Genomic DNA, 24,850 nt, shown 5'->3' on the forward strand with positions numbered 1-24,850 from the left:
TCGGCACGCGGGCGAAGTCGAAGAGGGAATTCCGTAATGTCTACTTCGAACCGGAGGATCGCCCGCGCAGGACATTATTGGCGATCCGACAATTGCAGCGGAGGGTATTATTCGCAACGCAACTATCCTGTTCATTCGAAACGTATCCCGTAACCAAATGAAAATATTAGATTTATTCCGAGGCATTGGTGTGATGCACCGCCAGTGCAACGAGAAATTGCTGATAAGAGAGTGAATGGAAAGCCTCTGTCACTGCGAAGCCTCTTGACAATATAAGGCCGACCGGTCATTCTGTTAATAATGGAGTGGCAATATGGAGGTTTTTGCTTGGTGAGAGAACGGTTTTACGGTAAGTCTGAATCTGGCCTCCATTACATATATTGCGACGATATGCCGGTTTTTGAGTGCTTGGGAATTCCGCTACTTTATTGGCCGGTCATTCGGTATCTGGTACTTGAGGGTTTGTAAGAATTTCCCGGAGGGGTGCACCTCTTTAACCAAGTAAGTTTTTGGGGAGTTGGTTCGCTTCGATCCGCTTCGTGTGACCTTCAATAAGCTGGCGACTCGATCTGGGCATATTTCTACAGAAGCTTTGTATCGTAGCATGATAGAAATTTGGCTATTGATATTGGGTCTTTGGTCTGAGACAAGCGGCCATAGTTATAATTATGGCAACATAAATATCGGAGAAAGGAATGCGGAATCCAGAATCGGAAGCGGAAATTCTACGTATTGAGAAATTGTTTAATCGGCCCGACTTCGACATTGGGGAATGCCTCGATTATTGCGATCCCAAGGATTTCGTCTCATTTGACTTTTTATACAATATCGTAGGCAAGGAAGCTCACAGAAAACATCTTGAAAGCATGCGCTCTAACATTCCAAAGTTAGATTGTGAATTTCTCAGGATGGAAATCAGCGCCGGTGACGACCATGGTTTTGCCAATTATATCCTGCATGTTACGTTGTACAACGACGACGACAGCATCATGTACGAAAGTAACATGAGAGTAACAATCTGTTACCGGAAATCCGATGGAAAATGGTACCAAGTGGCGCAACATGCATCAGTCCCTATTGATCTCCAAACCGGCGTGCCTGATTTAAAATCCGTATGGTAATGATCGGAATTTAGGCGACGCTACACCCTCTTCCTGAGAGATAATAAAACCCACCCCATATGAGTTTGAATTGATTATGACTCTTATATCTTCTATAGCCGCACTGCGACACTGGGTTGAACAGGACCCTAACCGTCCCGCATTGACTGATGACGAGCGAACACTGAGTCGGGGAGAGTTAGAGAAGCGTACCAATAAGGTGGCGCGTATTCTGGGGAAACATGGGGTCAAAGAAGGAAGCTTCGTTACTATAGTTCTGCCTAATTGCGCAGCCTTTATTGAAACTACAATAGCGGTGCTTAAATTGGGTGCGACGCCGCAGCCCGTCTCGTCACGGCTGCCTAAACGCGAACTAGATGCAATCATCGAGTTGGCTAAGCCTGCGTTAATCGTTGGTGTCGTCGCAAGCGACTATCCGGGAAGCCAGGTTCTCGAGGCCAATTTTTCAGTACCTAGAGACATATCGGAAGAGCCCTTGCCCGAACGTGTTTCGCGCTATTGGAAGGCACCAACATCCGGAGGGAGTACTGGTCGACCGAAACTCATCGTGTCTAACGTGGCCGCGCAAGTAGATAATGAATTTGTGCCGTTTTCCCTGCCCATGATGTTGCCCAAAGCGGGTGTAATCCTCGTGCCTGGGCCCCTTTACCACAATGCGCCGTTCACGTTGGTAATGCACGGTTTATTCCAAGGAAATCATGTCGTGATAGAAAACCGATTTGATGCCCTTCGTACACTGGACTTGATAGAGCGTTACGAAGTTCAGATGGTGTTGATGGTTCCCACCATGCTATCGCGAATCTGGAAGCTGCCAAGGGAGAAGAGAGAAGGAGTTAATATTTCAAGTTTGAAATTAGTCTATCACATGGGATCACATTGCCCATCTTGGCTCAAGGAAGCGTGGATTGAATGGCTTGGGCCGGAGCGCGTCTACGAATTATATGGTGGAACGGAGATGCAGGCGGTGACGGTCATTTCTGGCTGTGAGTGGCTAGATCACCGTGGTTCGGTGGGCCGTTGTCTGATGGGAGAAATGAAAATCGTCGGGGAAACTGGCGAAGAGCTGCCACCTGGCGAAGTGGGGGATATCTATATGCGACCTGGCGCGGACTTGCCTCCAACCTATTTCTACGTCGGTGCGGAAGCGAAAAACGTAGATGGTTGGGACACTATTGGCGACATTGGGTGGTTTGACAAGGATGGTTACCTTTATCTAGCAGATAGGCGGACGGATATGATTGTGCGCGGCGGGGCTAATATCTATCCCGCAGAAGTCGAAGCCGCCATTGAGGAGCACCCGTCGGTTAGATCCTGCGCAGTTGTAGGTCTGCCGGACGAAGACCTTGGTCAACGAGTACACGCAATAATTCAGGCTGGGGATGGAGTAACGGAGGCGGAGCTAGCAGTATATCTCGCAGCTAGACTTGCCAAATATAAATTACCACAGAGCTACGAATTCGTGAGCGAGCCTTTGAGGGATGATGCGGGCAAAACGCGCCGTTCAGCACTCCGTGATGCGCGTATATCAACTCTGGGAACTTTTTAATCATTCTTGCAAATGTCAGATGAGAAAAAACACCAGCATATTGTTACAGGAGCGATAATATGGCTGTCGACTATAGACAGAGGCGTCGCCAATTTAATCTAAAAGAGAATACAACCGCGATTCTTGGTAAAGATACCTCGCAGCTAAATGTAGCGGTGCTTTGTTGCGACAGGCATTGCGGTGAAAACAAGATAGCACTGCACTGGCGAAACGAGGAAGGTGTATCCCGGGACTATACCTTTGAGGAACTTAAGGTACGCTCTGAACAATTTTCAGATGTCCTGCGCAAACAGGGGGTTGGTTCCGGAGACAGGGTTGCAGGATTGCTGCCGCGCATTCCTGAACTAGTCATTACGATTATTGCGGTCTGGCGAATTGGAGCAGTTTATCAGCCCCTGTTTACGGCTTTCGGTCCCAAGGCAATTGAACATCGCGTGACTACATCCAGTGCAAAAGTCATAGTGACTGATCTCGTAAACCGCCCAAAGCTGGAGAGCGCGGGTCTGTCCGCAACGATAGTTACGGCCATTAGAGAGGGTGAAACCCTTCCTGCCGGAGATGTAGCATTCAATCAAAAAGTGGATCTTTCTAGTTCAAATACGAAACCAGTTGGCCGCAATTTGGATGACGCGTTTTTGATGATGTTCACATCCGGTACGACTGGCCTCCCCAAGCCGTTGTATGTCTCAGTTAAAGCGCTTGTGCCTTTCGCCAACTATATGCGTGATGCAATAGGCCTCAGGGACGACGATCGTTTTTGGAACCTTGCTGATCCGGGTTGGGCCTATGGGCTTTACTATGCCGTTACGGGTCCACTGCTTCTCGGATGCGCAACGCTCTTGTACGACGGACCCTTTAGCGTGGATAGCGCTATTAATGTCATTAAAGATAATCACGTGAATAATCTCGCTGGAGCGCCAACAGCTTACCGGCTGATGATGGGGGCTAAAAGTAAAGCCGTCCATGAAATCAAAGGGCAATTAAGAGCAGTCAGTAGTGCAGGCGAACCTCTGAGTCCGGATGTAATTTCTTGGTTTTCTGAAAACCTGGATACCGTGATCCACGATCATTATGGTCAAACTGAACTAGGCATGCTCCTTTGCAATTACCATGGTCTTCAGCATGAAGTCACACCGGGTACCGCTGGCTACGCGATGCCTGGGTTTCGTTTGGCAGTTGTCAGCGATGAGGGGGCTGAATTGGCAGCTGGAGAAGCGGGGATTCTGGCCGTCGAGCTCTCGGGATCTCCGTTATTTTGGTTCACGGGTTATGAAGGTATTTCAACAAATTTAGTGGACGAGCAATTCTATTTAACAGGTGATATTGCGATATTGAACCGCAATGAAAGTATTAAGCTTGTTGGAAGGGCTGACGATGTCATTACCTCATCAGGATATCGAATTGGTCCTTTCGATATCGAAAGCGTATTGATCGAACATGAGGCAGTTGTAGAAGCAGCTGTGATTGGAAAGCCGGATACCATACGAACCGAGATAATAAAGGCTTTCGTTGTTCTGGAAAATAATGTCGGTACAACCGATTCGTTAGTAGAAGAACTACAAGCTTGGGTTAAACAACGCTTGGGTGCTCATTCATACCCAAGAGAAATCGATTTTGTTGATGATCTACCGAAAACCCCGAGTGGAAAAGTTCAACGGTTCCTGCTAAAGCAGCGTTAATTAAACCCCAAATTTCGCCGAATAGTACGATGGAGAGGCCCTTTTCTTGGTTAGGATAGTGAATTAGGTGAAATTGACTGTGGCTAACATTTGAGCTCAACAAAGCCAAGGTTACAAAACATTGACGGGTAAGTGAAGTACCGAGAAGTCGAGAGAAATAAGGGAGATGTAATGACAAATGTGGCAGGCCGAACGGCGTTCATTACGGGTGGAGCAAACGGTATTGGGTTGGGGATCGCACGAGCGTTTGCCGGCGCCGGTGCAAAGCTTGCTCTAGTTGATATTGACGAAGACGCATTGAGTACTGCTAAAGACGAGCTCGCCGAGATTACTGACGTTTATGTTGCCACGTTAGATGTTCGAGACCGAGAGGCATACGGAAACGTTGCTAAGGACCTGAAAGAATCATTGGGAGATGTGTCGATACTCGTAAACAATGCGGGCGTCGGCTGCGATATACCCCTTGAAAACTTGAATTTCGATATCTGGGATTGGGGGGTCGGTATCAACTTCAATGGCGTATACAACGGCATTCACACCTTCGTGCCAGGCATGATTGCGCGGGGTGATGGTGGGCATGTCATTAACACTGCATCAGGCGCGGGTTTGGTGGCGAGCAATGTCGGAGTTCTTTATCACGCCACAAAGTTTGGCATAGTGGGTATGAGTGAGGCCATGCAAATCGAATTGAAGCGGTATGACATTGGTGTAACGGTGCTATGTCCTGGTCCAGTCACGACCGGGATAATGGATCGTTCTAAGGAGTTTCGGCCTAAAATTAACGGCGAATTTAGCTCAGAGCAGTTGGAAAGGGTATCTAAACGGTTCAATAACATGAGTGAATTTCTAAAGCAGGGGAAATCTCCTGGGGAAGTAGGAGCAATGTTGCTCAAAGCTGTTAGTGAAAACTGCTTATATCTGCACACCGATTCGACCATCAAAGGCCTGGTCACGGCACGTCATAAAGCGATTATGGATTCAATGCCCGATTAGCGTCCCTGTCATGAGCGGCGGTGAATCCTACCGGCCTCGGTGTCGGAAGAAAATATCAAACGAATAGAGTGCACAAATGAATTTCGACTATTCAGAAGAGCAGATCTTCTTGAAAGATCAAGTACGCACGTTTTTGGAAACTGAATGTACGTCATCGGTTACAAGGTCGGTTTTGGAGGATAAGCATACTCCTTATGACGAAGCTCTCTGGCGGTCAGTTAGTGAAATGGGCTGGATGGGAGTAGCCGTTCCTGAAAGCTACGGTGGGCTTGGCCTTGATCATGTTTACTTATGTGCAATCGCGGAGGAATTGGGCCGGGTCATTGCACCGATACCTTTTTCCTCTACGGTCTATATTCTAGCTGAAGCACTTATGCTGACGGGCACAGAAGATCAAAAGCGGCGTATTCTTCCCCGCCTGGTATCTGGAGAGATTGTCGGTTGTCTAGCAACTTCGGAGGGGCGAGGGTATACCTCGATCAATTCCCTATCCGTTAGGGCGGAGGGCGGGTTTGTTACCGGTGAAAAAATTCCAGTTGTAGACGGTGGCATAGCTACCCACGCAATCGTCTCAGTGCGAAGTGAAAAGGGGCCTAGTCTCTACCTGGTAGATCTTTCTGCCGACGGCGTAAAAAGAGAGGAACTTGACTCCATAGATCCGACTCGTAACCTTGCAAAGGTAATCTTTAATAGGGTGCCTGGTGAGGCGCTGGGAGAGGAGGGTAAAGGAGAAGAGTTACTGGCAGGTGTACAGAATCGCGCTGCAGTCCTATTCTCGTTTGAACAAATCGGGGGCTCGGAGCGCTGTCTTGATATCGCCAAAGATTATGCGATGAACCGATACGCATTCGGGCAGATAGTTTCAAAGTATCAGGCGATAAAGCACAAGTTCGCGGATATGTATGTAAAGAAGGAAATTGCGCGTTCAAACGCTTACTACGGGGCGTGGGCGCTTTCTACGAACGCGGACGTATTGCCTGAGGCTGCAGCGTCCGCGCGGATTGCAGGGTGTCTTTCTTACGAATTTTCTGCGCAGGAGAATCTTCAGATTCACGGAGGCATGGGCTTCACTTGGGAGACAGATTGCCATTTACATTTACGTCGGGCTCGCCAGTTAGGTTTGGTTTTGGGGGGATTGCCGATTTGGCGCGAACGCTTGGTACGCGCTCTCGAGGAGCGTGGTGTCGTCCAGAAAGGAGAGAATAATGGACTTTCGCGATAATGCACAAGAAGCTGAATTTCGTAAAAATACTCGGGACTGGCTCGCCGTCCACGGATCGATCTTTACCGAGCTTAAGCTGGCAAAATACGATAGAGAAAAGGAGTTGGAAATAGCCAAGCGGTGGCAGGCAGCTAAGGCTGAAGCGGGTTATGCCTGTATAGCATGGCCGGTAGAGTGGGGCGGACGCGGTGGTACTGCCATGGAGCAAACCATATTCTCCGAAGAGGAAGAAAAGCTGGGCGTCCGGTTTCAATATTTCTCCATTGGCTTGGGAATGTGTTTGCCTACTGTAATAGCATTTTCAGACAAAGAAACGAAGTCGAGGTTGGTGCCGCCGGCAGTGCGAGGTGACACCATCTGGTGCCAACTCTTCTCAGAGCCGGCGGCGGGCTCCGATGTGGCAGGCATTCGAACCCGTGCTATAGAGACCGAAGATGGAAGCTGGTTGTTGAGCGGACAGAAAGTCTGGACGTCGTATGCTCACCAATCTGATTACGGAATTGTCTTAGCGCGCACCAATCCTGATGTGCCCAAGCACAAAGGATTAACTATGTTTTGGCTCGACATGAAATCACCTGGTATTGAGGTGCGCCCGATTCATATGGCTTCTGGCGAAAGTGATTTCAACGAAGTATTCTTTACAGACGTACGTGTAAAAGATAGTCAGCGTCTTGGAGAAGTCAATCAAGGATGGAAAACGGCCTTACTCACCTTAGATAACGAGCGACTTTCCTTTGGTGGTGCTGAGGGCCCGGACTGGGAAGAACTAATGTCACTTGCCGCAACATTGCCTAGCGGAATGGGCGGGGGATCTGTATTAAAGGAAGGTGGTTTTCGTGACAAACTCGCTGATTTTTACGTCCTCTCCGAGGGGTTGAAATATACACGCTTGCGATCATTAACCACATTGAGTCGTGGACAAACACCGGGTCCTGAGAACTCGGTCGGGAAGCTGATTTCTGCAACTCAAATGCAACGTGTGGCCAATGAAGCCCTAGAACGCCTCGATCAGTATGGCATCCTAGCAGACGAAGATTTTCTATCTGACGTGGGCGCTTTCCAGCGCAACTTCTATTGGGGGGCTGCGATGAGAATCGCAGGTGGAACCGACGAAATTTTGCGCAATATTATAGCCGAACGCGTATTGGGTCTACCTCGAGAACATCGCCTAGACGCTGAAGTGGCATTTAAAGATCTGCCGAAAGGCATCTAGGATGTATACAAGGTGGTATACATCGTTTATCGATCAAGCGGTAAAAAATTGACGTTTAATATGACTATGGAGTCAAAAGCGATGGAATACACGGAAATTCGGTATGAGCTTCCTGATCCAAAAATTGCACGTATTGTTATGGCGCGCCCTGATACGCGAAACGCCCAGAGCTTAAAAATGCTCTATGAAATCAATAACGCTTTTGACGCGGCTGCAAGGGATCCAGAAGTAAAAGTAATTATTCTCGCTGGCGATGGTCCGCATTTCTCGTCTGGTCATGACTTAAAAGACGAATGGGATACGCTCGCGCACGAGCCTGTCGTCCAGGCAGCAGGACATCATGAACCCGGCGTAGGCGGCATGTATGCTGCTGAAGAAGAACACTACATAGGTCTTCATTGGAAATGGCGAAATATTGCTAAGCCAACGATTGCGCAAGTACAAGGGAAAGCGATTGCCGGGGGTATGATGATCGCTATGCCAATGGATATCATCATCGCATCAGAAGACGCACAATTTTCGGATCCGGTTGTAGCTTTTGGTGTCAATGGCCACGAATATTTTCTACATGCTTGGGAATTGGGGCCGCGTAAAGCGAAAGAGATGCTCTTCACTGGAGCGATACTTGAGGCTCAGGAATGTAAAGATCTTGGCATGGTCAACCATGTGGTGCCACGTGATGCACTGGAGGCGGTTACCTTACAGCTCGCGCATAAAATCGCGTTACGGCCAGCAATTGGTTTAAAGCTCGCAAAACAAGCTGTTAACTTCAGCATGGATTTACAGGGTCAGCAACAAGCCTTGACCGGTACATTAGCAATGCATCACGTCGGACATGCCCATGCTCGCGTACAATTTGGGCAGGTCATAGACCCTGCGGGAATTGAAATAATCAAGCGTGAATCAAAACAATCCACGGGATCCATTGTGGATAGAGAATAGTGAGAGCATTAAAAATACTTCATTACAGAAGAGCATGAGAGGGCCAGCGTATGCCTGACAGGATAGCTTTTGGTGATTAGGCGATGCCATTTGTGGAAGCTTGGCGCGTCGCCTCATGGAGATTACTAGAAGGACAAGTTGATTATGACCCTTGACATTTATTATCCGAACGGACAATCTATTAATTATTATTATGGACATCGTAACCCAGAAGGTGAGGCCCTCTGTCCTCGTGGCTCGAGCCGGTAAGTTTAGCTGAGCGAAGCTATTAATGAAATCTCCATTCTGTATATGAACTATCTAGGCAATCCATTTTATTGCTCCCACATTTTGTCTTCAACTTAATTACTAAAGGTGAGAAAAGTGCAAAACCATAATACAGTAGAGAAAAACGCAACGGCCGAAATTGATGTAGAAGCCTGGCGAGAGAAATGTCGTCAGGAGCGCGATAAGCGGCTGCGCGAAGACGGGGAGTCTCAATATATACATGCACTAGGGGATTTTTCGGAGTACGCGGATAGCGATCCATTTATTGACAAAGAAATAATCAGGGAGCCACTCACTGACGAAATAGAAGTGGTCGTTATTGGCGGTGGATTCAGTGGTTTGATGGCAGGTGCTCAGTTGAGGAGCCGGGGAATCAGTAGTTTTCGAATTATCGAAGCGGCCGGCGATTTCGGGGGCTGCTGGTATTGGAATCGATACCCGGGCGCGCAATGTGATATTGAATCGTACGTGTATTTGCCGCTTCTCGAAGAAACCGATTACATGCCAAAGGAAAAGTATTCTTTTGCTGCCGAAATTTTTGAGCATTGTCAGCGGGTGGGTCACCGCTATGATCTTTACCGAAATACGTGTTTTCAAACGAAGGTAGCGGGTATCGAGTGGGATGATGAATCCAGTAGATGGATTATCAGGACCAATCGCAATGATGCCATGAAGGCTCGTTTTGTCATGGTAGCGGTTGGAGTTGGAAGTAAGCCCAAGCTGCCCGGCATTCAGGGAATACGCGATTTTGAGGGTCCTAATTTTCATACGAGTCACTGGGATTTTGAGTTTACCGGTGGGGACCCAGGCTGCGCTCGATGGGATGCCAAGGATGATGGCGAAGGTGGTACCGGAAAGTTAGATAAGCTCGGAGATAAAGTAGTTGCGGTAATTGGTACGGGAGCAACTGGGATTCAATGTATACCCTATCTCGCTCGTGATGCAAAGCAAGTGTATGTTTTTCAGCGCACTCCCAATACTGTCTCTTTGCGCGGCGGAAATCCTGAAACTGATCCTGAATGGGCGGAAAATCTGGAATCCGGTTGGCAAAAAAAGCGTCAGGAGAATTTCGAAGATGTAGTAATCGGTAAAGCGCAAGAGGATCTCGTGGACGATTGTTGGACACATTTGTTCACAGAAGCAAAGGCCTTCATGAAAAGGGCTGGTGAGATGACTCCGGAACAACTAATGTTTGAGGCTGAGGTTTCCGAATACAAAGTCGTTAATAGGGTTCAAAAGGAGATTGAGCAGCTCATTGATAATCAAGAGGTCGCCGAAGCGTTAAAGCCTTGGTATCGGCTTAGCTGCAAGCGGCCGGGGTATAACGATGAATACATTCCGGCTTTCAACCGTTCCAACGTGGCGCTTGTTGATGTTAGCGAAAGTAAAGGTGTGGAAAAAATCACCAAGGATGGTGTAGTTGCAAACGGTAAGGAATACAAGGTCGATTGCATAATTTTTGCCACCGGATTTGAAATTGCGATTACTGATTTCAAGACCGGCATAGGTTTTGATGTGGTTGGGCGTAATGGCGTATCAATATTCGACCACTGGGCGAACGGAATTCGATCTTTGCATGGTCACTCTACGGTAGGGTTTCCGAATTGGTTTTACATCGGTTTTTCTCAAAACGGATTTGGTCTTAACCAGGGATATATGCTGCAGGAGCAAGTGAAACACGTTACGTACATTATCGATGAGGCGATAAAGCGCGGTGCCAAAGTTGCCGAGGTAACACTTGAAGCGGAGGATGAATGGGTTTCTATAATTCGGGAGAACTCAATGGTGAATAGGCCAGTGTTGGAATCCTGCACTCCGGGATTCTATAATAATGAAGGCCATTTGCGCGGCGGAATTCTTTCGGAATCATACGCTCTTGGTGTTAGGGAGTTCAATAAAGTACTAGAAGCTTGGCGTCAGGAGGGAAATCTTAAAGGCTTCATGCTCAAAAAATAATATTCTTACTAGCGTCATGAATTCGTCGAGGATATGGAGTGCGTTTCTCTCAAAAAGTAGTGTGATAGAGGCGCTTCAGCAATCTCTAAAGAGGCTTATTAGCACTTCTCTACGTCTAGTCATTGATAGATTTATATTCAGCATCATCTAGTTAATCCGTGAAAATATAAGGTGATCATGCCATAACGCTGGTCTCTGACCGCAGTAGTACTAGGAGGCAACAATGAAGTTTCGTCGCATTGTCACTGGTCATAGCCTCGAGGGTAAATCGATTGTGCGGAACGACGAGGAAGTGGAGCCGATTACGCTACCCACGGTACCCGGGTTTGAGTCGTACGAACTCTGGTCTGAAAAAGGGGCCCGTTTTGTTGAGCACGCCTCCGGTACAATGGGTGCTCCGAGATACTTTCCAGAGGAGGACGAGATCATCGCAAGGATGTGTGTTTTTCCTCCTAATTCAGTCTACACGTCAGATATTGATATGGAGGCTGCCGCGGCCGAAGTTGACCTGCTATACCCAGGCATGTTGACCCATTTTCATCCGGAATTTCCGGGAATGCATGCGACAGATTCAGTCGATATCGGATTTCTGATTGACGGAGAACTTGAGCTTGAACTCGATGGTGGTGAGGTGGTTCACCTTATTAGAGGTTCTAGCGTTGTCCAAACAGGGACCTGGCACGCGTGGCACAACCGCAGTAATAGGCCAGCCGTTGCTGCCTTTATACTACTGGGAGCCAAACGCCGAAGTAGGAGTTGACCGTATTTGTGCAGGCAAATCTCCTGGTCGTTGGTATACGAAAAAAAATGATGAGCTAGAGAGGTGATTGTTATGGAATTCTCGGGAAAAACAGCATTCATTACGGGAGCTTCACGGGGAATTGGACAGGCGACAGCTGTGGCTTTTGCGCAGGCGGGAGCGCGCATAATGGCTGTCGATTTAGACAAAGAATCTTTGTGTGAAACAGTCAAACTGATCCATGAGATAGGTGGGCAAGTAGAAAGCTATGCTGCGGATGTCACTGATGTTGTAGCTGTTTCTATGGCAGTTAACGCTACTGTCGAGCATTTTGGGTCATTAGATTGTGCCGTCAATAACGCCGGCCTTTATCCCCAGCAGATCATGGTCGATGAAATAGAGGAAGAACTTGCACGTAAGACTATGGAAGTCAATTACTGGGGTGCTTTTAACGGTATGCGGGAAGAGATACGTGTCATGAAGTCTCAAAACACTGGGGGGACGATCGTTAATATTTCGTCCGGCGCTGGCCTATTTGCATTTCCATTAAGTAGCGCCTACTGTGCCTCGAAACATGCGGTCATTGGGCTTACGAAATCGGCTGGAATTGATTACGCGGCTCAAGGTATTCGTATCAACGCCGTCTGTCCTGGAGCTATCGAGACTAGAATGGTGGATTCCTTACTAGCGACGAACGAAGCTCGGACCGCATTGACGGCAGGACATCCAATTGGTCGTCTTGGTCATCCGAAGGACATCGCCGACGCTGTTCTTTGGCTTAGTTCCACCCGCGCGGAATTTGTTATAGGTATCGCGCTACCGGTCGACGGCGGTTATACTGCCCTGTAGCGGGCCATCAGGTAATAGTTATGGGCTCAACTGACTCCAGCGGTAACAGAAGAGGTGAAAAGGCGTGGCTTGATTATGATCAAGCAGCTCTGGATGATGCGTATGACCAATCTGTCTATGCGCCGAGTAGTCCGGCGAATGGAGCGAGCCAGTCTCCTCATGCGTTCACGCGTCGGGGAACCTCAGGTTTTTAGCTACGGACCGTCTGGCATTGAAAGAATGTACTACTATCCCGCCAGCGTAGCAGGTGCGCCGATCCATGTTCATGTCCATGGTGGTGCATGGAAGCAGCGAAAAGTAGAGGGAGTAATGTTTCCGGCTGAGATGTTTTTTGCATCGGAGATTGGATTCGCCTCTCTTTATTTTATTTCGGTGGATGAAACCAACGGAGATCTTGAGCCAATGCTGGAGCAGGTTTGCCGAGCACTCGCCTGGATCGCGAGCCATGCAGTTGAGCTAGACGGAAGCCCTGATCGGCTTTACCTTTCAGGGTTTTCGTCAGGCGCCCACCTCGCCGCCACAGCGATCGCTGCTGATTGGGAATTGCTGGGATTTCATCACGTTCCCTGCAAAGGCGTGGTGCTTGCCTTGCTAGCGGAATGTATGAGTTGCATCCGGTCCGACTGTCCAAACGCTCAAAATACGTGACTTTCACCGCAGAAATAGAAGATGTGATGAGTCCACTACGACATCTGGACAGGATAAAAGTACCAATTATTCTAGTGCATGGCGATCTTGAAAGTCCTGAGTTTCAGAGGCAGACACGTGAATTCGCGCAGGAATTAATTTGAACAAATAAGTCAGTGCACTATTTTTAGGCAGAAGGTTTTAACCACTACGAGATTATGGAAAGTTTTGGGAATCCATTTAGCCCAATAGGCCAGTTGCTGATCCGCCAGGCACTGGATTCCTAGAATCTTACGACGACAAGTGTTCGTGAGAACGGTGAATAAGTGTATACTCATAGAACTAAAAATTCTCGTAGTACAAAGCAAATATATCGAAAACATAAGGCGTAAAATCCCATGGCTAGAACGCAGGCAGTAGATTATGATCAGAAACGTGATGCCATCACACAAGCGGCTGCTTATTTGTTTGCGGAATCAGGGTTCAATGGTTCATCAATTTCGCAATTGTCCGTGCAATGTAAAACGTCAAAATCCCTAATTTATCATTATTATCCGTCGAAAGAGGCAATTCTTTTCGATGTCATGAATGTACATGTGGATGATCTTATCTGTGTCATCGAAGAGATTGAGTCACTTACCGGAAGTCCCGTTAAAAAATTCAAGACATTGGCCTCAAAGCTGATGCAGTGCTGTGTCGATGCGGCTGATTATCATCGGGTTTTACTGTACGAACTAGATAATTTGCCAACGAAAGAACGTAGAACAATTGTTGAAAAGCAGAGAAGAATAGCACATTGCGCGGAAAGTTTGCTGTCACAAATTGAAGCTAAAAAGCGTGGTAAGAACAGCGATCTCGGCCCGAAAGTCATGCTGTTCTTTGGTATGTTGAACTGGACACACAATTGGTACAATCCCAAAGGCTCAATCGAGCGCGATCAGCTTGCAGAGATGGCAGCTGAAATGACTATTAATTCGGTCTGATCGGCCGAGCATATCTCCATACTTAACTTCGAGGACTCCCTTCCTATCTTACTAGGGAGCTCCGCCTTCGCTGTTGAATACATCGCAAATCTTTATGTTTTGTCTGTATCCGTCCGGTAAACCCATCTACCCATGTCCGGCTTGATGGGTGTAACCGTCCGGTAATCACACCTTGATGGGCGGCTCCCAGTTGTGCGGCAGCAGAGCTGTCAGGTCAGATTGCCTGGCGGTGGGGATACGCTCCAGCACATGCCGCAGATAGGCCTGGGCATCAAGCCCATTGATCTTAGCCGACTGGATCAGCGTCATCACGTTGGCCGCGCGCTGGCCGCTGCGCACAGAGCCTGCAAACAGCCAGTTCTTCCGCCCCAGGGCCCACGGCCTGATCTGGTTTTCCACCCAGTTGTTGTCGATGGGGATTCGCCCATCATCCAGATAACGAACCAGGGCCTCCCAGCGTTTCAAAGCATAATCGATCGCTTTGGCGGTACGTGTGCCGCTCGTCAGCTTGGATCGCTGTCCGGTTAACCAGCCATGGAATGCGGTGATGATGGGCCGCGCCTGTTGCTCGCGAACCTGTTGTCTGTGTTCCGGCATGGCTTCAGCCGTTGCGCGCTCAATCTCATAAAGCGCACCGATGGTGGCAAGGGCTCGCTCCGCAATCGGGCTCTGGTTGTGCTCCAGTAACTCATGGAACTTGCGTCTCGCATGGGCCCAGCAACCCACTTCGTGAATGCCCTGTACAAAGCCCGCTTTGTAGCCTGCGTAATCATCACAGATGAGGCTCCCCTGCCAACCGGCCAGGAACTCGCGAGACACCTGGCCGGATCGCGTGGGTTGGAAGTCGTACACCACGCCCTGTATCGGCAAGGTCCGCGGTGTCGCATAGGCCCACACATAGGCTCGCTGCGTTTTCTTCTTGCCGGGATCCAGCATCGCCACCGGTGTTTCATCGGCGTGCAGAATGTCCTGTGCCAGCAGTTCACGACGCAGCGCATCGACCAGCGGGGCCAGCTCCACCCCGCAGCGGCCCACCCAGTCAGCCAGTGTTGAGCGGGAGAGCTCAACACCCGCGCGGGCATAGATCTGCTGTTGCCGATACAGCGGCAGGTGATCCGCGTATTTGCTGATCAGCACCTGAGCCAGCAGGTTGGTCGTCGGAATGCCCTTGTCAATGACGTGGGGCGCCACGGGCGCCTGCACGAGGGTCTCGCACTGCTTACAGGCCCATTTGCTACGGATATGGCGTTCTACCGAGAACTGACCGGGCTCGTAGTCGAGCTTCTCACTGATATCTTCGCCAATGCAGGCTAGCTGGCAGCCGCAGGTGCACATGGTCGACTCGGGATCGTGGTGGATATCCGTGCGGGGCAATTCTGCAGGCAAGGATTGCCGTGCCGGCTTACGTGGCGTCCGCGTTGACCTGGGTGTGTCGGTGAGCTGCGCCAGCTCCGACTCTACCGCGGCGAGGTCCTCCTCAACGATGTCATCGAGCAGGCGGTATTGCGTGCTGCCACCCGCTTCACTGCGCTGGCCAAAGCGGTGACGTTTCAGTATGGCCAGCTCGTGAGTCAGTTGTTCGTTACGGATTTTGTAATGCTGCAGGGTCTTGTCGCGCTGGAGGAGTTCGGCGGCATGCTGCGCCTGTTGATCACCCAGCTGGGTGATCAACTGCGCTGCCATCTGGCGGAGCTGATCGTCTGAGAGGTGTGTGAGATCGGTGCGCAATTCCATGACCGATACTGTGCCAAAGAATCGAGCACGGCACCAGATCAACTATTTGCGTAGACTACGGTGCCCTTTTTTGCTCTGCGCTACTGCCGGTCAATCACGTGATTGGCCGCCGCGTATTGCCAGGGCAAGCCGACCACGAGGGCCTGTAGCTGCGCGCTGTCGAGTGTGACCACGCCGCCCGTGCGCAGGGGGCTCCAGGTGAACTTGCCCTGATGTAACCGGCGCGCGGCGAGCCAGATACCGAAGCCATCACACACCAGCACCTTCATCCGGTTGGCGCGCTTGTTGGCAAATACGTAGGCACAGTGGTGCCGGGCTTCACCGAAGCTGTTGATGACTCGGGCCAGCGCCGTATCGGGGCCTGCCCGCATATCGAGGGGTTCACGCGCGAGCCAAATCTCGTCAATCTGTATCACTGCAGGATGGACCTGAGCCAGGAGACCGAACGGTCGATCTCGCTCAATGGCCACTCCACGGTGACCTGGCCGAGCGGCGCATCCAGCCGGATGCTGACAGTGGGCTGAACTCGCGCTACGCTCTGGCCAGGGTTGGATGAGTCTTTGGTGGGCACGGGTAGCCGCACAAATTCTCCCGTGCCATCAACCGCCCGTGACCGGCGCCACTTGTGTACCAGGTTGAGGTTGAGGCCATGCCGCAGCGCGACCTCGGCCACGGAGGTGTTTGGCTGATGGCACTCGGCCAACACTCGCTGTTTGAACCTCGGCGAATAGCGCCGCCGCCGCTTGATGATCCTTGGAAGAGACGCTTCGTCATCCATATCAGGTGCCCACTTATCATTAGGTGGGCACCTAGCTTACGCAGTTCGCGGGGTTCGAAAAGATGGGTTTACCGGACGGTTACTGATGGGTAACGTAGGTGTCCACCTATTCGGAAGTGGACACCTGCTATGGATCACGAAGCATCAACCCCAAGGATCATCAAGCCCCGCCGCAGACACTCCCGTGCTTTCAAGGAGCAGGTGCTTGCCGAGTGCCGGCACTCTGGCGAGTCGGTTGCCGCGATTGCCTTGCGGCACAGCATCAATGCCAATCTGATTCACAAGTGGCGCCGTGCGCGACAGCGGGAAGCCAGCGACGAGTTCCTGCGACTACCCGCTCCAGGAGGGCCGATGCCACTGACAGCAACAATGCCTGTTACCCCTGGAGATACGATACGCCTGGAAGTGGCGGTGGGCCAGAGCCATATCACGGTGCACTGGCCGGTAAGCCAGATGCATCAGTCCGTCGAGTGGCTGAAGGCGCTCACGCAGTGATCCGTATCGACGAGATCTGGCTATCCCGGGAGCCGCTGGATATGCGCGCCGGTCCCGACACGGCGCTGGCGCGCGTCATCAACCGCTTCGGCGAGGCGCGGCCCCACTGCGCCTATATCTTTGCCAACAAGCGTGCCAACCGGATGAAGGCGCTGGTGTGTGACGGCTTCGGTATCTGGCTGGCATCACGCCGTCTGCACCAGGGTCGGTTCGTCTGGAGCCAGCTGCGCACCGGTGATCCACTGGCCATTGATTTGCCGCAGTTGCAGGCACTGGTGGTCGGCTTACCCTGGCAGCATGCTGGCGCAGGGCACTTGATGGACCGGCATTAGATAACACCAGAATCCCGCTCACAGTTCCAGAGAACGATTGCCGATGATTGCGGCTGGCACGGATTTGCGGGTGCTGGCACAGTACTCCCATGGAAGCGCCTATCGATCTCAATCATCTCAACGAGACCGAACTCCGCCAGATGGCGGAGCGGATGCTGGCGCAACTGGGTGAGCGCGATGCACGCCTTGCGGCGCAAGACGCCGAGCTTGCCGCACGCGACGAGGCTATCCGCCGCTACGGTATCCGCGAAGAACAGCTGACCCACGAGATTGCCCTGCTCAAGCGCCACCGCTTTGGGAAGCGCAGCGAAGGCGTCAACCGCCAGCAATACAGCCTGCTTGAAGAGCTTGTCGACGAAGACACGGCGGCCATTGAACAAGAACTGGAGCGGCTGGCTGAGAGTCGTCCTCGACCTGAACCACAGCTCCGTACACCGAAGCGCCGGCCCTTGCCGCCGCAGCTACCGCGCACCGAGATCCGGCATGAGCCTGACCACACCACCTGCAACTGTGGCTGTGCCCTGACCCGCATTGGCGAGGACATCAGCGAGAAGCTGGATTACGCACCCGGGCACTTCTCGGTGGAACGGCATATCCGCGGCAAGTGGGCCTGCCGGCAGTGTGAGACCATCACGCAGGCCCCGGTGGCACCGCACGTGATCGACAAGGGTATTCCCACCACGAACCTGCTGGCTCAGGTGCTGGTCAGCAAGTATGCGGATCACCTCCCGCTGTACCGCCAGGAGCAGATTTACGCCCGGGCCGGGGTGGAGTTGTCACGATCCACACTGGCGGACTGGGTCGGACGCTGTGGCGTGGAACTGACCCCACTGGTGGAGCACCTGCGGAGCAAGCTGCTTGAACACCCGGTCCTGCATGCCGACGAGACGCCGGTGCCCATGCTGTCGCCGGGCAAAAAACGAACGCACCAAGCCTACATCTGGGCCTACGCAACGACGCGCTATGCGCCGGTGCAGGGTGTCGTTTACGACTTCCAGTCCTCACGCTCCGGCAAGGCCTCCCGGGACTTCCTGGCAGACTGGCGCGGTCATCTGGTCTGCGACGATTACACCGGCTACAAGGCCGGCTTCGCCACGGGCATGACCGAAGTGGGTTGCTGGGCACATGCCCGACGCAAATTCCACGAGCTGATGGAGCGGAACCAAAGCCCTATCGCCGAGAAAGCGCTAACGTACATCGGCACGCTCTACGACATTGAGCGCCAGGCCAATGGCCTGCCGCCAGACGAAAGGCAGCGGTTGCGTGACACCGAGGCACGGCCCATTGTTGCGCACTTGCGCGACTGGCTCACGGGTCAGCGATCACAGCTGACGAATGGCACACGGACTGCGAAGGCCATCGATTACACCCTGAAACGGTGGGCCGCGCTGATCCGCTACCTGGATGACGGCAATCTACCCATGGATAACAACTGGGTGGAGAACCAGATCCGACCCTGGGCCCTTGGCCGAAACAACTGGCTGTTCGCGGGTTCCTTGCGCAGTGGCCAGCGCGGTGCAAACGTGATGACTCTGATCCAGTCGGCAAAGATCAACGGTCTGGACCCGCAGGCTTACCTGTGTGACGTCCTGGCGCGCTTGCCGAGTGCGCGACAGTCAGACCTTGATGATCTGCTGCCGCATAACTGGATACCTGGAATCAAGGTGTAATTACCGGACGCATACTTTTGTCTTGGCTATATGCCGATAATGGCCGCGCTGTTGTTCATGTGAATAAGACGCGTGAGGACGAGGAGGTCCCCGAGATCGGTGTCAGAGGCAGGATTCACCATGTCGCTTTTATTGTCCCGATTACGATGCAATGATTATCCGTCTAAAAGCGATGAACCAGCCCTATCAACACCATGATAATGAGTGCGAAGGGTTGTCTCTACTTGTGACAAAAGATCCCAATGGAATTTTTGTGGAGCTCTCCTTCGGCGTCGATAACGCGATGGATCCTAGCCTAGTAGCCGCATCTTGATGTCTTCGATTGAAGGTTTGCGGAAGCTGTAAAGCCAAGCTGGCTTGCGAGGAGGTAAACATGGATATAGTGCACCAATTGGAGGACGCCGAATTCTAAGCGGGCTACACACTTGCATGTCAGGCTTGTCGAATTGGGGATTCATTCATTGTTGGCCTTGACCAATAGAACCCTAAACTACAGGAAGAAAAATAGCATATTGATGGAAATTTTAGGCGCTACATTGCTCATGACTTTCGCTTGTTCTTCGCTCAAAACGTGGCAATTAATGTTGCGAAAGTCTCTATAATTCTTGACATTAAAAGATCGACCGGTCATTCTAGATATAAAGGCAGAGCCGAGACTGGTCTTATGAAGGATATAAATTTAGCATTAAGTCTACTTATAGACTATTTGGTTGAGCGACGCTAACAGGTGTTGAAAGGCAGTCCAATGTCATTGGCCATGTAGTGGCCGATGGCAAACTCGAACACACGTACATGATTGGATTATTACATCCAAGATTGCTTGGGGATTTCTAAGCGTATCAAGACCTTCATCGGAACTAGCGTGTAGAAAATCCACCTAGCTCGCATTTGCGGCGGTTCCAGAGTAGCGCAAGCCGTAGTTGACATGAGATACGACAGTTAAATCCAGAAATACATTTGCGAAGTATGCGGAAATGGTAGCCGCTCAGGTAAATACTCCGGACCTGTTCGAGGCAAAGTCTATCGAGCGCGGAGATGGTCTATTTATCGATGGAGGTTGCCCAATAACTGAATTTCCTAAATTGCTTTCAGGTGGCGCTGAGCCTCTTTCGATTGATTTAATATGGAAAATTTGTTACACGCCTATAAAAGAACGACCGATCGGTCTATGTGTAGTATGTTGATTGATTTTATTCTCTAATAAGCAGAAAAGCGTTGGGAGTACTTAATGATGAATATCGAAAACATAAATCTGTATCAATTCAAAATAGTTGTTTTATGGAGCACTCTGCTGAGCTTGGCACCTGGAGCGCATTCGCAGACAGAAGATTCGCGTGAGAATTCAAACCAAAAGGTAGTACTTGAAGAAATCATAGTCACGGCTAGGGGCCGCAACGAAAGCCTGCAGGAAATTCCCATAGCGATTTCCGTACTGACGGAAGAAGATATAGAAAGGAGAGGTATCGCTAGTGTTGAGGATATTGCGCTTTCGACTCCAAATGTAAATTTCAACCAAGGGCTTGGTCTAAATGGCTTTTTCCTTTCATTACGGGGTCAGAATTCAGAGCGCTATTCACCGCCGCCGGTTGCAGCAGTGGTTGATGGAGTTCTTCAGATGATGCCGGCACAATTTAATGTAGATGAGTTCGGGCTGGAGCAGATTGAAGTGCTGAAGGGGCCCCAAGGGGCTATCTATGGTAAAAACGCAATTGCTGGTGCGTTCAATATGCGAACGGCTAAGCCAGATGAGGAATTTGAAGGAAAGCTTTTTGCCAGAGGTGCGGAGGGTGATGAGCGTGTGGGCAAAGTACTGCTCAGCGGGCCAATTATTCGCGAAAAGCTTGGGTTGCTCGGCGGTGTCTCTAGGGTAAAAAGGAGGGGACAAATAAAAAATGTCAACAACGGTGAATACGTTGACAAATATGAAGATACGACTAAACGGGCTCGTGCTGTAATAACTCCTTTTGAATATCTTGAGATTGATTTGAAGTATACTGATTCAGAAACAATTGGTCCTGATCCGACGTATATAGAAAGTGAATCCGGGAATCCTGAGAAAACCGATGACCCTATAGATTCCGATGGTGTAGGGCTGAGTGAGCGCGACTTAAAAGATAGATCGGCGCGTATAGTTTTGCACACTCCTTACGCTTCGATTATTGGAGTATTTGCAGACGTTGACGTAGTAGAAAGGTCTCGATTGGACTTGGATAGCCTTCCAATCCCTCTCGCCATGGGGGACCAGATTCAAACGGATGAAGGGTCGTCGCGGGAGTTCCGTATTCAGTCTTCCGGTAACGGATGGTTCGACTGGATGATCGGAAGATACGATGCTAAACAGGAACAATTGAGAGATTCTATTCTATTCTTATCAAACCCTGTTACAGGTGAAGAGATGCCAGGATTAGGCAGTGTCGAACTTTATAAGTCTGAATCGAAAGCTATATTTGGTGCGCTTAGTTATTATCCATTAGATTCTCTAAAAATAGACTTAGAATATAGGTACGATAAAAATCCTGTTACTAAGATACCGAAGAACGGCTTCAGTCCGGGGGTGGGTAACCCAGTGCCTATGGAACCGGAGCCTCCGCAGTCGACGACGTTTAGAGAAAGACAACCAAAAGGAACTATAACGTATACGCCCACATCTGATATTTCCATTTATGTTAGTGCCGGAAAGGGTTTCCGGTCGGGCGAATTTAACCCATCTTCACGAACATTTGGTGACGATATTGTTAAGGCAGAGACGGCTAAAAACTATGAAATTGGTGCAAAAACAAGCTGGCTGAATAGGAGACTCATTGTAAATGCAGCAATATTTGAAACTGATGTAGAAAATACGCAGTTTAAGCTATTCGACATCCAGGCTGGAACGAGCATTGGCGTTAATTATGACAAAGTCAGGATAAAGGGATTTGAGGTCGAATCTACCTATCGAATTCATGAAAATATTGGCGTAAACATTGCCATTGGCTATGTTGATGCCGAAGTTGAAGAGTTTACGCTTCCCGAAGGAATTGAAGGAGAGCCAAGTGATTTCGAGGGTAATCGCCCACAGCGTGTACCTAAATACACAGGCAACCTTGGATTTGATGTCTCATTTCCAGTATATGATAATTTGAGTGCTTTTCTGCGTGCTCAATATCGTTATACCAGTACCTATTTTTGGGATCCCTTAAACGACTTCGAACGTCCTTCAGAAGAGTTGCTCAGTGTTAGAGCCGGATTTTCTGGTTATGACAACAGATGGTCGTTGACTTTTTTTGTTGAAAACGCCCTTGACGAAACAAGCACATCAGATTATCAGCCGGTTACTGTAACAGGAAGCCCTTTCATGACCGATGTCTATGCGACACCTATTCAAAAATTAATAGGAATGGAGGCTATGCTCCGATTCTAAGCTATAACGAGAATTTGGAAGTAAAAGTGAATAGAACTAAACGTCGTCCAGGGCGCTAAAAATTAGGGGAGTACCGTTCAATCTGTAACGGCTGAATCCACAGCATCGCCCGACTGGCCGGGTCTCCGGCAACACTGTGGCTCAATGGAAAGCTTCGCCATACTCAGCCTGTGCGGATCACCTCGCCGAGGGTTGCTACTGGTGTCAGCGGGGCGGCCACCTGCATCAGCGATATCCGTTGCTGATGACTCTGCGGCGGTGTCAAGACTTGGCCATGATTGGACGTACCATCCGGTGAGGGGGCGAGGCGGTGCACCCTAATGGTATTCTCAAGGCGAGCAGCGCAGCCACAGAAGACCAAAGGTGAACGCGAATGTGGATAAGTATTATGGGTGCAATGAAATGTTCGTGCTTCAAAAACTGCGGACAACATTGAGGAGATTGTAATGTATAGAGCGATAACTGATATTTCTGTTTTGGAATCGTTGATTGGAAAGGCGCCCAGGATGATGATGGAAAAAGCTATCGATCATCTCGACTCTGGAGCTCAACAGTGGATTGCGTATTCTCCAATCATATTTTTATCTTTTGGGTTCGGGACGGACAATACAATAACTATTGCTGGTGGTAAGGCAGGCTTTGTGAAAACGGGTGACCACTCGATGTCTATTCCCAAATCTATGATCGATAATCATGGGTTAGCGAAGGTCGGTATGGCCACTGGCTCTCTCATACTTCTACCTGGAATCAGAGAAACGATGCGTGTAAACGGTGTGATTTCCCGTGTCGACGATTCTTCAATAGTTGTTGAAGTGAAGGAATGCTTTACCCATTGTGGAAAGTCAATCATACGAGCCGAGTTTTGGAGCGGTGTCGCTGAAACATCGGGATTACATGTTCCGGAAAAATTTGCAGAAGCTGGCCGCTACCTTGCAATCGCCACTATCAGTGGAGACGGAAATGCTGATGTGAGCCCAAAGGGTGATAAGGCCGGTGATCTTGCACATATAAAGGAGGGGGCTCTTTGCTTTGCGGATCGCCCAGGGAACAAGCGTTTCGATAGCTTCCGCAATATACTTACACAGCCCAAAGTATCAGCGATAATGGTCGTACCTGGAACATCCCAAATCATGCATTTTTCGGGTATTGCCAGTATTACAGATGATGACGAGTTGCGCGCTAGTTTTGAAGTTCAAAATAAAATACCATTGGTAGTTACTATTATAGAGAATGTTACGACGAATGTTTTTACTAGCGGTGCTTTAGAGCGGGCACAGCTATGGACAACGAAACCAATAGAATATCCTTTCAAGCCTTCCGAAATAATGGCTAAGCAAACAAAGCTAATGAAGAGCAAGGGGTTGGCAGAAAGACTAGTTAAAGCAGCCGCTTCTTCGTCGCCCGGTCTTTTGGAAAAAGGCATGGAGCATGATTATAAGAAAAATCTTTATTAATGGAGTTGCATACCTAGCTGAGTACAGTGGAAGGCAGCGCAGCAATGCAGTCGGACTAGCTAATAAAGTTGCCCATGGTACCGTAAGCTTCCCCGTCAAGCGGACAGTTCGAAAGTAGAGTTTCCGGCGCTTTGTAAATGGGCTTCCGGTGGTGTCAGTCGCCCAGTGAATCGTGGGGTGATCGCATTCAGTGGAGTCGGCAAGAGTGGGCTCGGGACTTTTCCTTCTTGGGGGGTGTTTATTTTTGTTGGTAAGATCGTCGGTAAAACTGAAATAATTCTGTAAGACATTGATTTTATAGATTTATTGGTACCGGAGGCCAAGTCCTCGGCGCAGTATCATAGAATCGCAATTTGTATTAAAATCCCTATAAAAATAGGTACAATACGAATTTCAGTGTCTTAACCTGTTTCATGCTCTATTATCAAATCACATCTTTTATGTTGTTACAGTAGTAGTACCTACGTATTTGGGTCCGGTTTTTTTGATTCGATGTTGTAATGGATGTGGTTGAGCAATATTACCTCTTGAATCTATGGGATGTCTGGTTCCGGAACTCGGGTCCGGAAAGCCAAGCTGCTGGAGTGGACAATGCCAAAGAGAGCGAGAGAACTGACAGATGCCGCTGTACGTTGGACTTCCCCTGGTTCATGGAGATTTCTAGACTATTCTGTGAGGCCGGGAACTCTCCATGAACCAGGGGAAGTCCAGTTAGCTGATCGACTCTGGCCGTCCTTCTGCCGCCTGGTGTAAAAGTGCAAGCAGACGTACTTGGGTTACATCCATTGAACCACTTCACTTCCCATTTGGCAGGAGCGAAGTTGTTTGAGTCCTTCACCGTCGAAAACAT

General features: G+C 49.9%; 20 protein-coding genes. 17 read left to right on the forward strand and 3 right to left on the reverse strand.

From position 1 onward, the window contains the following. The first annotated feature begins 695 nt into the window (after positions 1-695). The 12 genes from G3T16_RS16840 to G3T16_RS16895 all read left to right on the forward strand — a co-directional run bounded on the left by G3T16_RS16840 (position 696) and on the right by G3T16_RS16895 (position 14,137). Complete coding sequence (locus G3T16_RS16840) at positions 696-1,121, forward strand: YybH family protein (RefSeq protein WP_163496243.1); 426 nt, start codon at positions 696-698, stop codon at positions 1,119-1,121. Between the two features lie 76 nt (positions 1,122-1,197). Then, complete coding sequence (locus G3T16_RS16845) at positions 1,198-2,667, forward strand: AMP-binding protein (RefSeq protein ID WP_163496244.1); 1,470 nt, start codon at positions 1,198-1,200, stop codon at positions 2,665-2,667. A gap of 59 nt (positions 2,668-2,726) precedes the next feature. Further along, positions 2,727-4,346, forward strand: a complete 1,620-nt coding sequence (locus G3T16_RS16850; protein ID WP_163496245.1) for an AMP-binding protein — start codon at positions 2,727-2,729, stop codon at positions 4,344-4,346. Between the two features lie 171 nt (positions 4,347-4,517). Beyond that, entirely contained in the window at positions 4,518-5,339 is an 822-nt protein-coding gene (locus tag G3T16_RS16855) for an SDR family oxidoreductase (RefSeq protein ID WP_163496246.1), read from the forward strand. A 76-nt stretch (positions 5,340-5,415) separates the two neighbouring features. Continuing rightward, positions 5,416-6,561 (forward strand): acyl-CoA dehydrogenase family protein, encoded by a 1,146-nt coding sequence (locus tag G3T16_RS16860; protein WP_163496247.1) that lies wholly within the window; start codon positions 5,416-5,418, stop codon positions 6,559-6,561. Beyond that, positions 6,545-7,774, forward strand: a complete 1,230-nt coding sequence (locus G3T16_RS16865) for an acyl-CoA dehydrogenase family protein (protein WP_163496248.1) — start codon at positions 6,545-6,547, stop codon at positions 7,772-7,774. The genes G3T16_RS16860 and G3T16_RS16865 overlap by 17 nt, the downstream gene beginning before the upstream one ends. 81 nt (positions 7,775-7,855) lie before the next feature. Continuing rightward, positions 7,856-8,716, forward strand: coding sequence for an enoyl-CoA hydratase (locus tag G3T16_RS16870; protein WP_163496249.1), 861 nt, complete (start codon positions 7,856-7,858; stop codon positions 8,714-8,716). Positions 8,717-9,079: 363 nt separating this feature from the next. Continuing rightward, positions 9,080-10,939: a flavin-containing monooxygenase gene (locus G3T16_RS16875; RefSeq protein ID WP_163496250.1), complete on the forward strand. Its 1,860-nt coding sequence runs from the start codon at positions 9,080-9,082 to the stop codon at positions 10,937-10,939. A gap of 223 nt (positions 10,940-11,162) precedes the next feature. Next, positions 11,163-11,699, forward strand: coding sequence for a cupin domain-containing protein (locus G3T16_RS16880; RefSeq protein ID WP_163496251.1), 537 nt, complete (start codon positions 11,163-11,165; stop codon positions 11,697-11,699). A gap of 72 nt (positions 11,700-11,771) precedes the next feature. Then, positions 11,772-12,527: an SDR family NAD(P)-dependent oxidoreductase gene (locus G3T16_RS16885; RefSeq protein ID WP_163496252.1), complete on the forward strand. Its 756-nt coding sequence runs from the start codon at positions 11,772-11,774 to the stop codon at positions 12,525-12,527. A gap of 75 nt (positions 12,528-12,602) precedes the next feature. Then, positions 12,603-13,175, forward strand: a complete 573-nt coding sequence (locus tag G3T16_RS16890) for an alpha/beta hydrolase (protein ID WP_163496253.1) — start codon at positions 12,603-12,605, stop codon at positions 13,173-13,175. A 377-nt stretch (positions 13,176-13,552) separates the two neighbouring features. Continuing rightward, complete coding sequence (locus G3T16_RS16895; RefSeq protein WP_163496254.1) at positions 13,553-14,137, forward strand: TetR/AcrR family transcriptional regulator; 585 nt, start codon at positions 13,553-13,555, stop codon at positions 14,135-14,137. Positions 14,138-14,302: 165 nt separating this feature from the next. Here the strand turns inward: G3T16_RS16895 and tnpC (G3T16_RS16900) are convergent, their stop codons facing one another. The 3 genes from tnpC (G3T16_RS16900) to G3T16_RS16910 form a co-directional block, all read right to left on the reverse strand. Beyond that, positions 14,303-15,871: an IS66 family transposase gene (gene tnpC, locus G3T16_RS16900; protein ID WP_163494021.1), complete on the reverse strand. Its 1,569-nt coding sequence runs from the start codon at positions 15,869-15,871 to the stop codon at positions 14,303-14,305. 80 nt (positions 15,872-15,951) lie between these two features. After that, the gene (gene tnpB / locus G3T16_RS16905) at positions 15,952-16,287 is read right to left on the reverse strand and encodes an IS66 family insertion sequence element accessory protein TnpB (RefSeq protein WP_163494022.1); all 336 of its coding nucleotides are present in this window, start codon (positions 16,285-16,287) and stop codon (positions 15,952-15,954) included. After that, on the reverse strand, positions 16,284-16,649 hold the full coding sequence (locus tag G3T16_RS16910; protein WP_163494023.1) for a transposase: 366 nt from the start codon (positions 16,647-16,649) through the stop codon (positions 16,284-16,286). The genes tnpB (G3T16_RS16905) and G3T16_RS16910 overlap by 4 nt, the downstream gene beginning before the upstream one ends. A 129-nt stretch (positions 16,650-16,778) precedes the next feature. Between G3T16_RS16910 and G3T16_RS16915 the strand changes: the two genes are divergently transcribed. From G3T16_RS16915 to G3T16_RS16935, 5 genes are all read left to right on the forward strand, one after another. After that, positions 16,779-17,144 (forward strand): transposase, encoded by a 366-nt coding sequence (locus G3T16_RS16915; RefSeq protein ID WP_163496255.1) that lies wholly within the window; start codon positions 16,779-16,781, stop codon positions 17,142-17,144. Beyond that, the gene (gene tnpB, locus G3T16_RS16920; RefSeq protein WP_163496256.1) at positions 17,141-17,476 is read left to right on the forward strand and encodes an IS66 family insertion sequence element accessory protein TnpB; all 336 of its coding nucleotides are present in this window, start codon (positions 17,141-17,143) and stop codon (positions 17,474-17,476) included. The genes G3T16_RS16915 and tnpB (G3T16_RS16920) overlap by 4 nt, the downstream gene beginning before the upstream one ends. Positions 17,477-17,565: 89 nt before the next feature. Then, entirely contained in the window at positions 17,566-19,146 is a 1,581-nt protein-coding gene (tnpC, locus tag G3T16_RS16925) for an IS66 family transposase (protein ID WP_163496257.1), read from the forward strand. 1,228 nt (positions 19,147-20,374) lie between these two features. Next, complete coding sequence (locus tag G3T16_RS16930; RefSeq protein WP_163496258.1) at positions 20,375-22,546, forward strand: TonB-dependent receptor; 2,172 nt, start codon at positions 20,375-20,377, stop codon at positions 22,544-22,546. A 446-nt stretch (positions 22,547-22,992) separates the two neighbouring features. Next, positions 22,993-24,000 (forward strand): pyridoxamine 5'-phosphate oxidase family protein, encoded by a 1,008-nt coding sequence (locus G3T16_RS16935; protein ID WP_163496259.1) that lies wholly within the window; start codon positions 22,993-22,995, stop codon positions 23,998-24,000. The last annotated feature ends 850 nt before the right edge of the window (positions 24,001-24,850 follow it).

Origin of the sequence: Kineobactrum salinum (genome assembly GCF_010669285.1) — a bacterium.
Taxonomy (GTDB): Bacteria; Pseudomonadota; Gammaproteobacteria; order Pseudomonadales; family Halieaceae; genus Kineobactrum; species Kineobactrum salinum.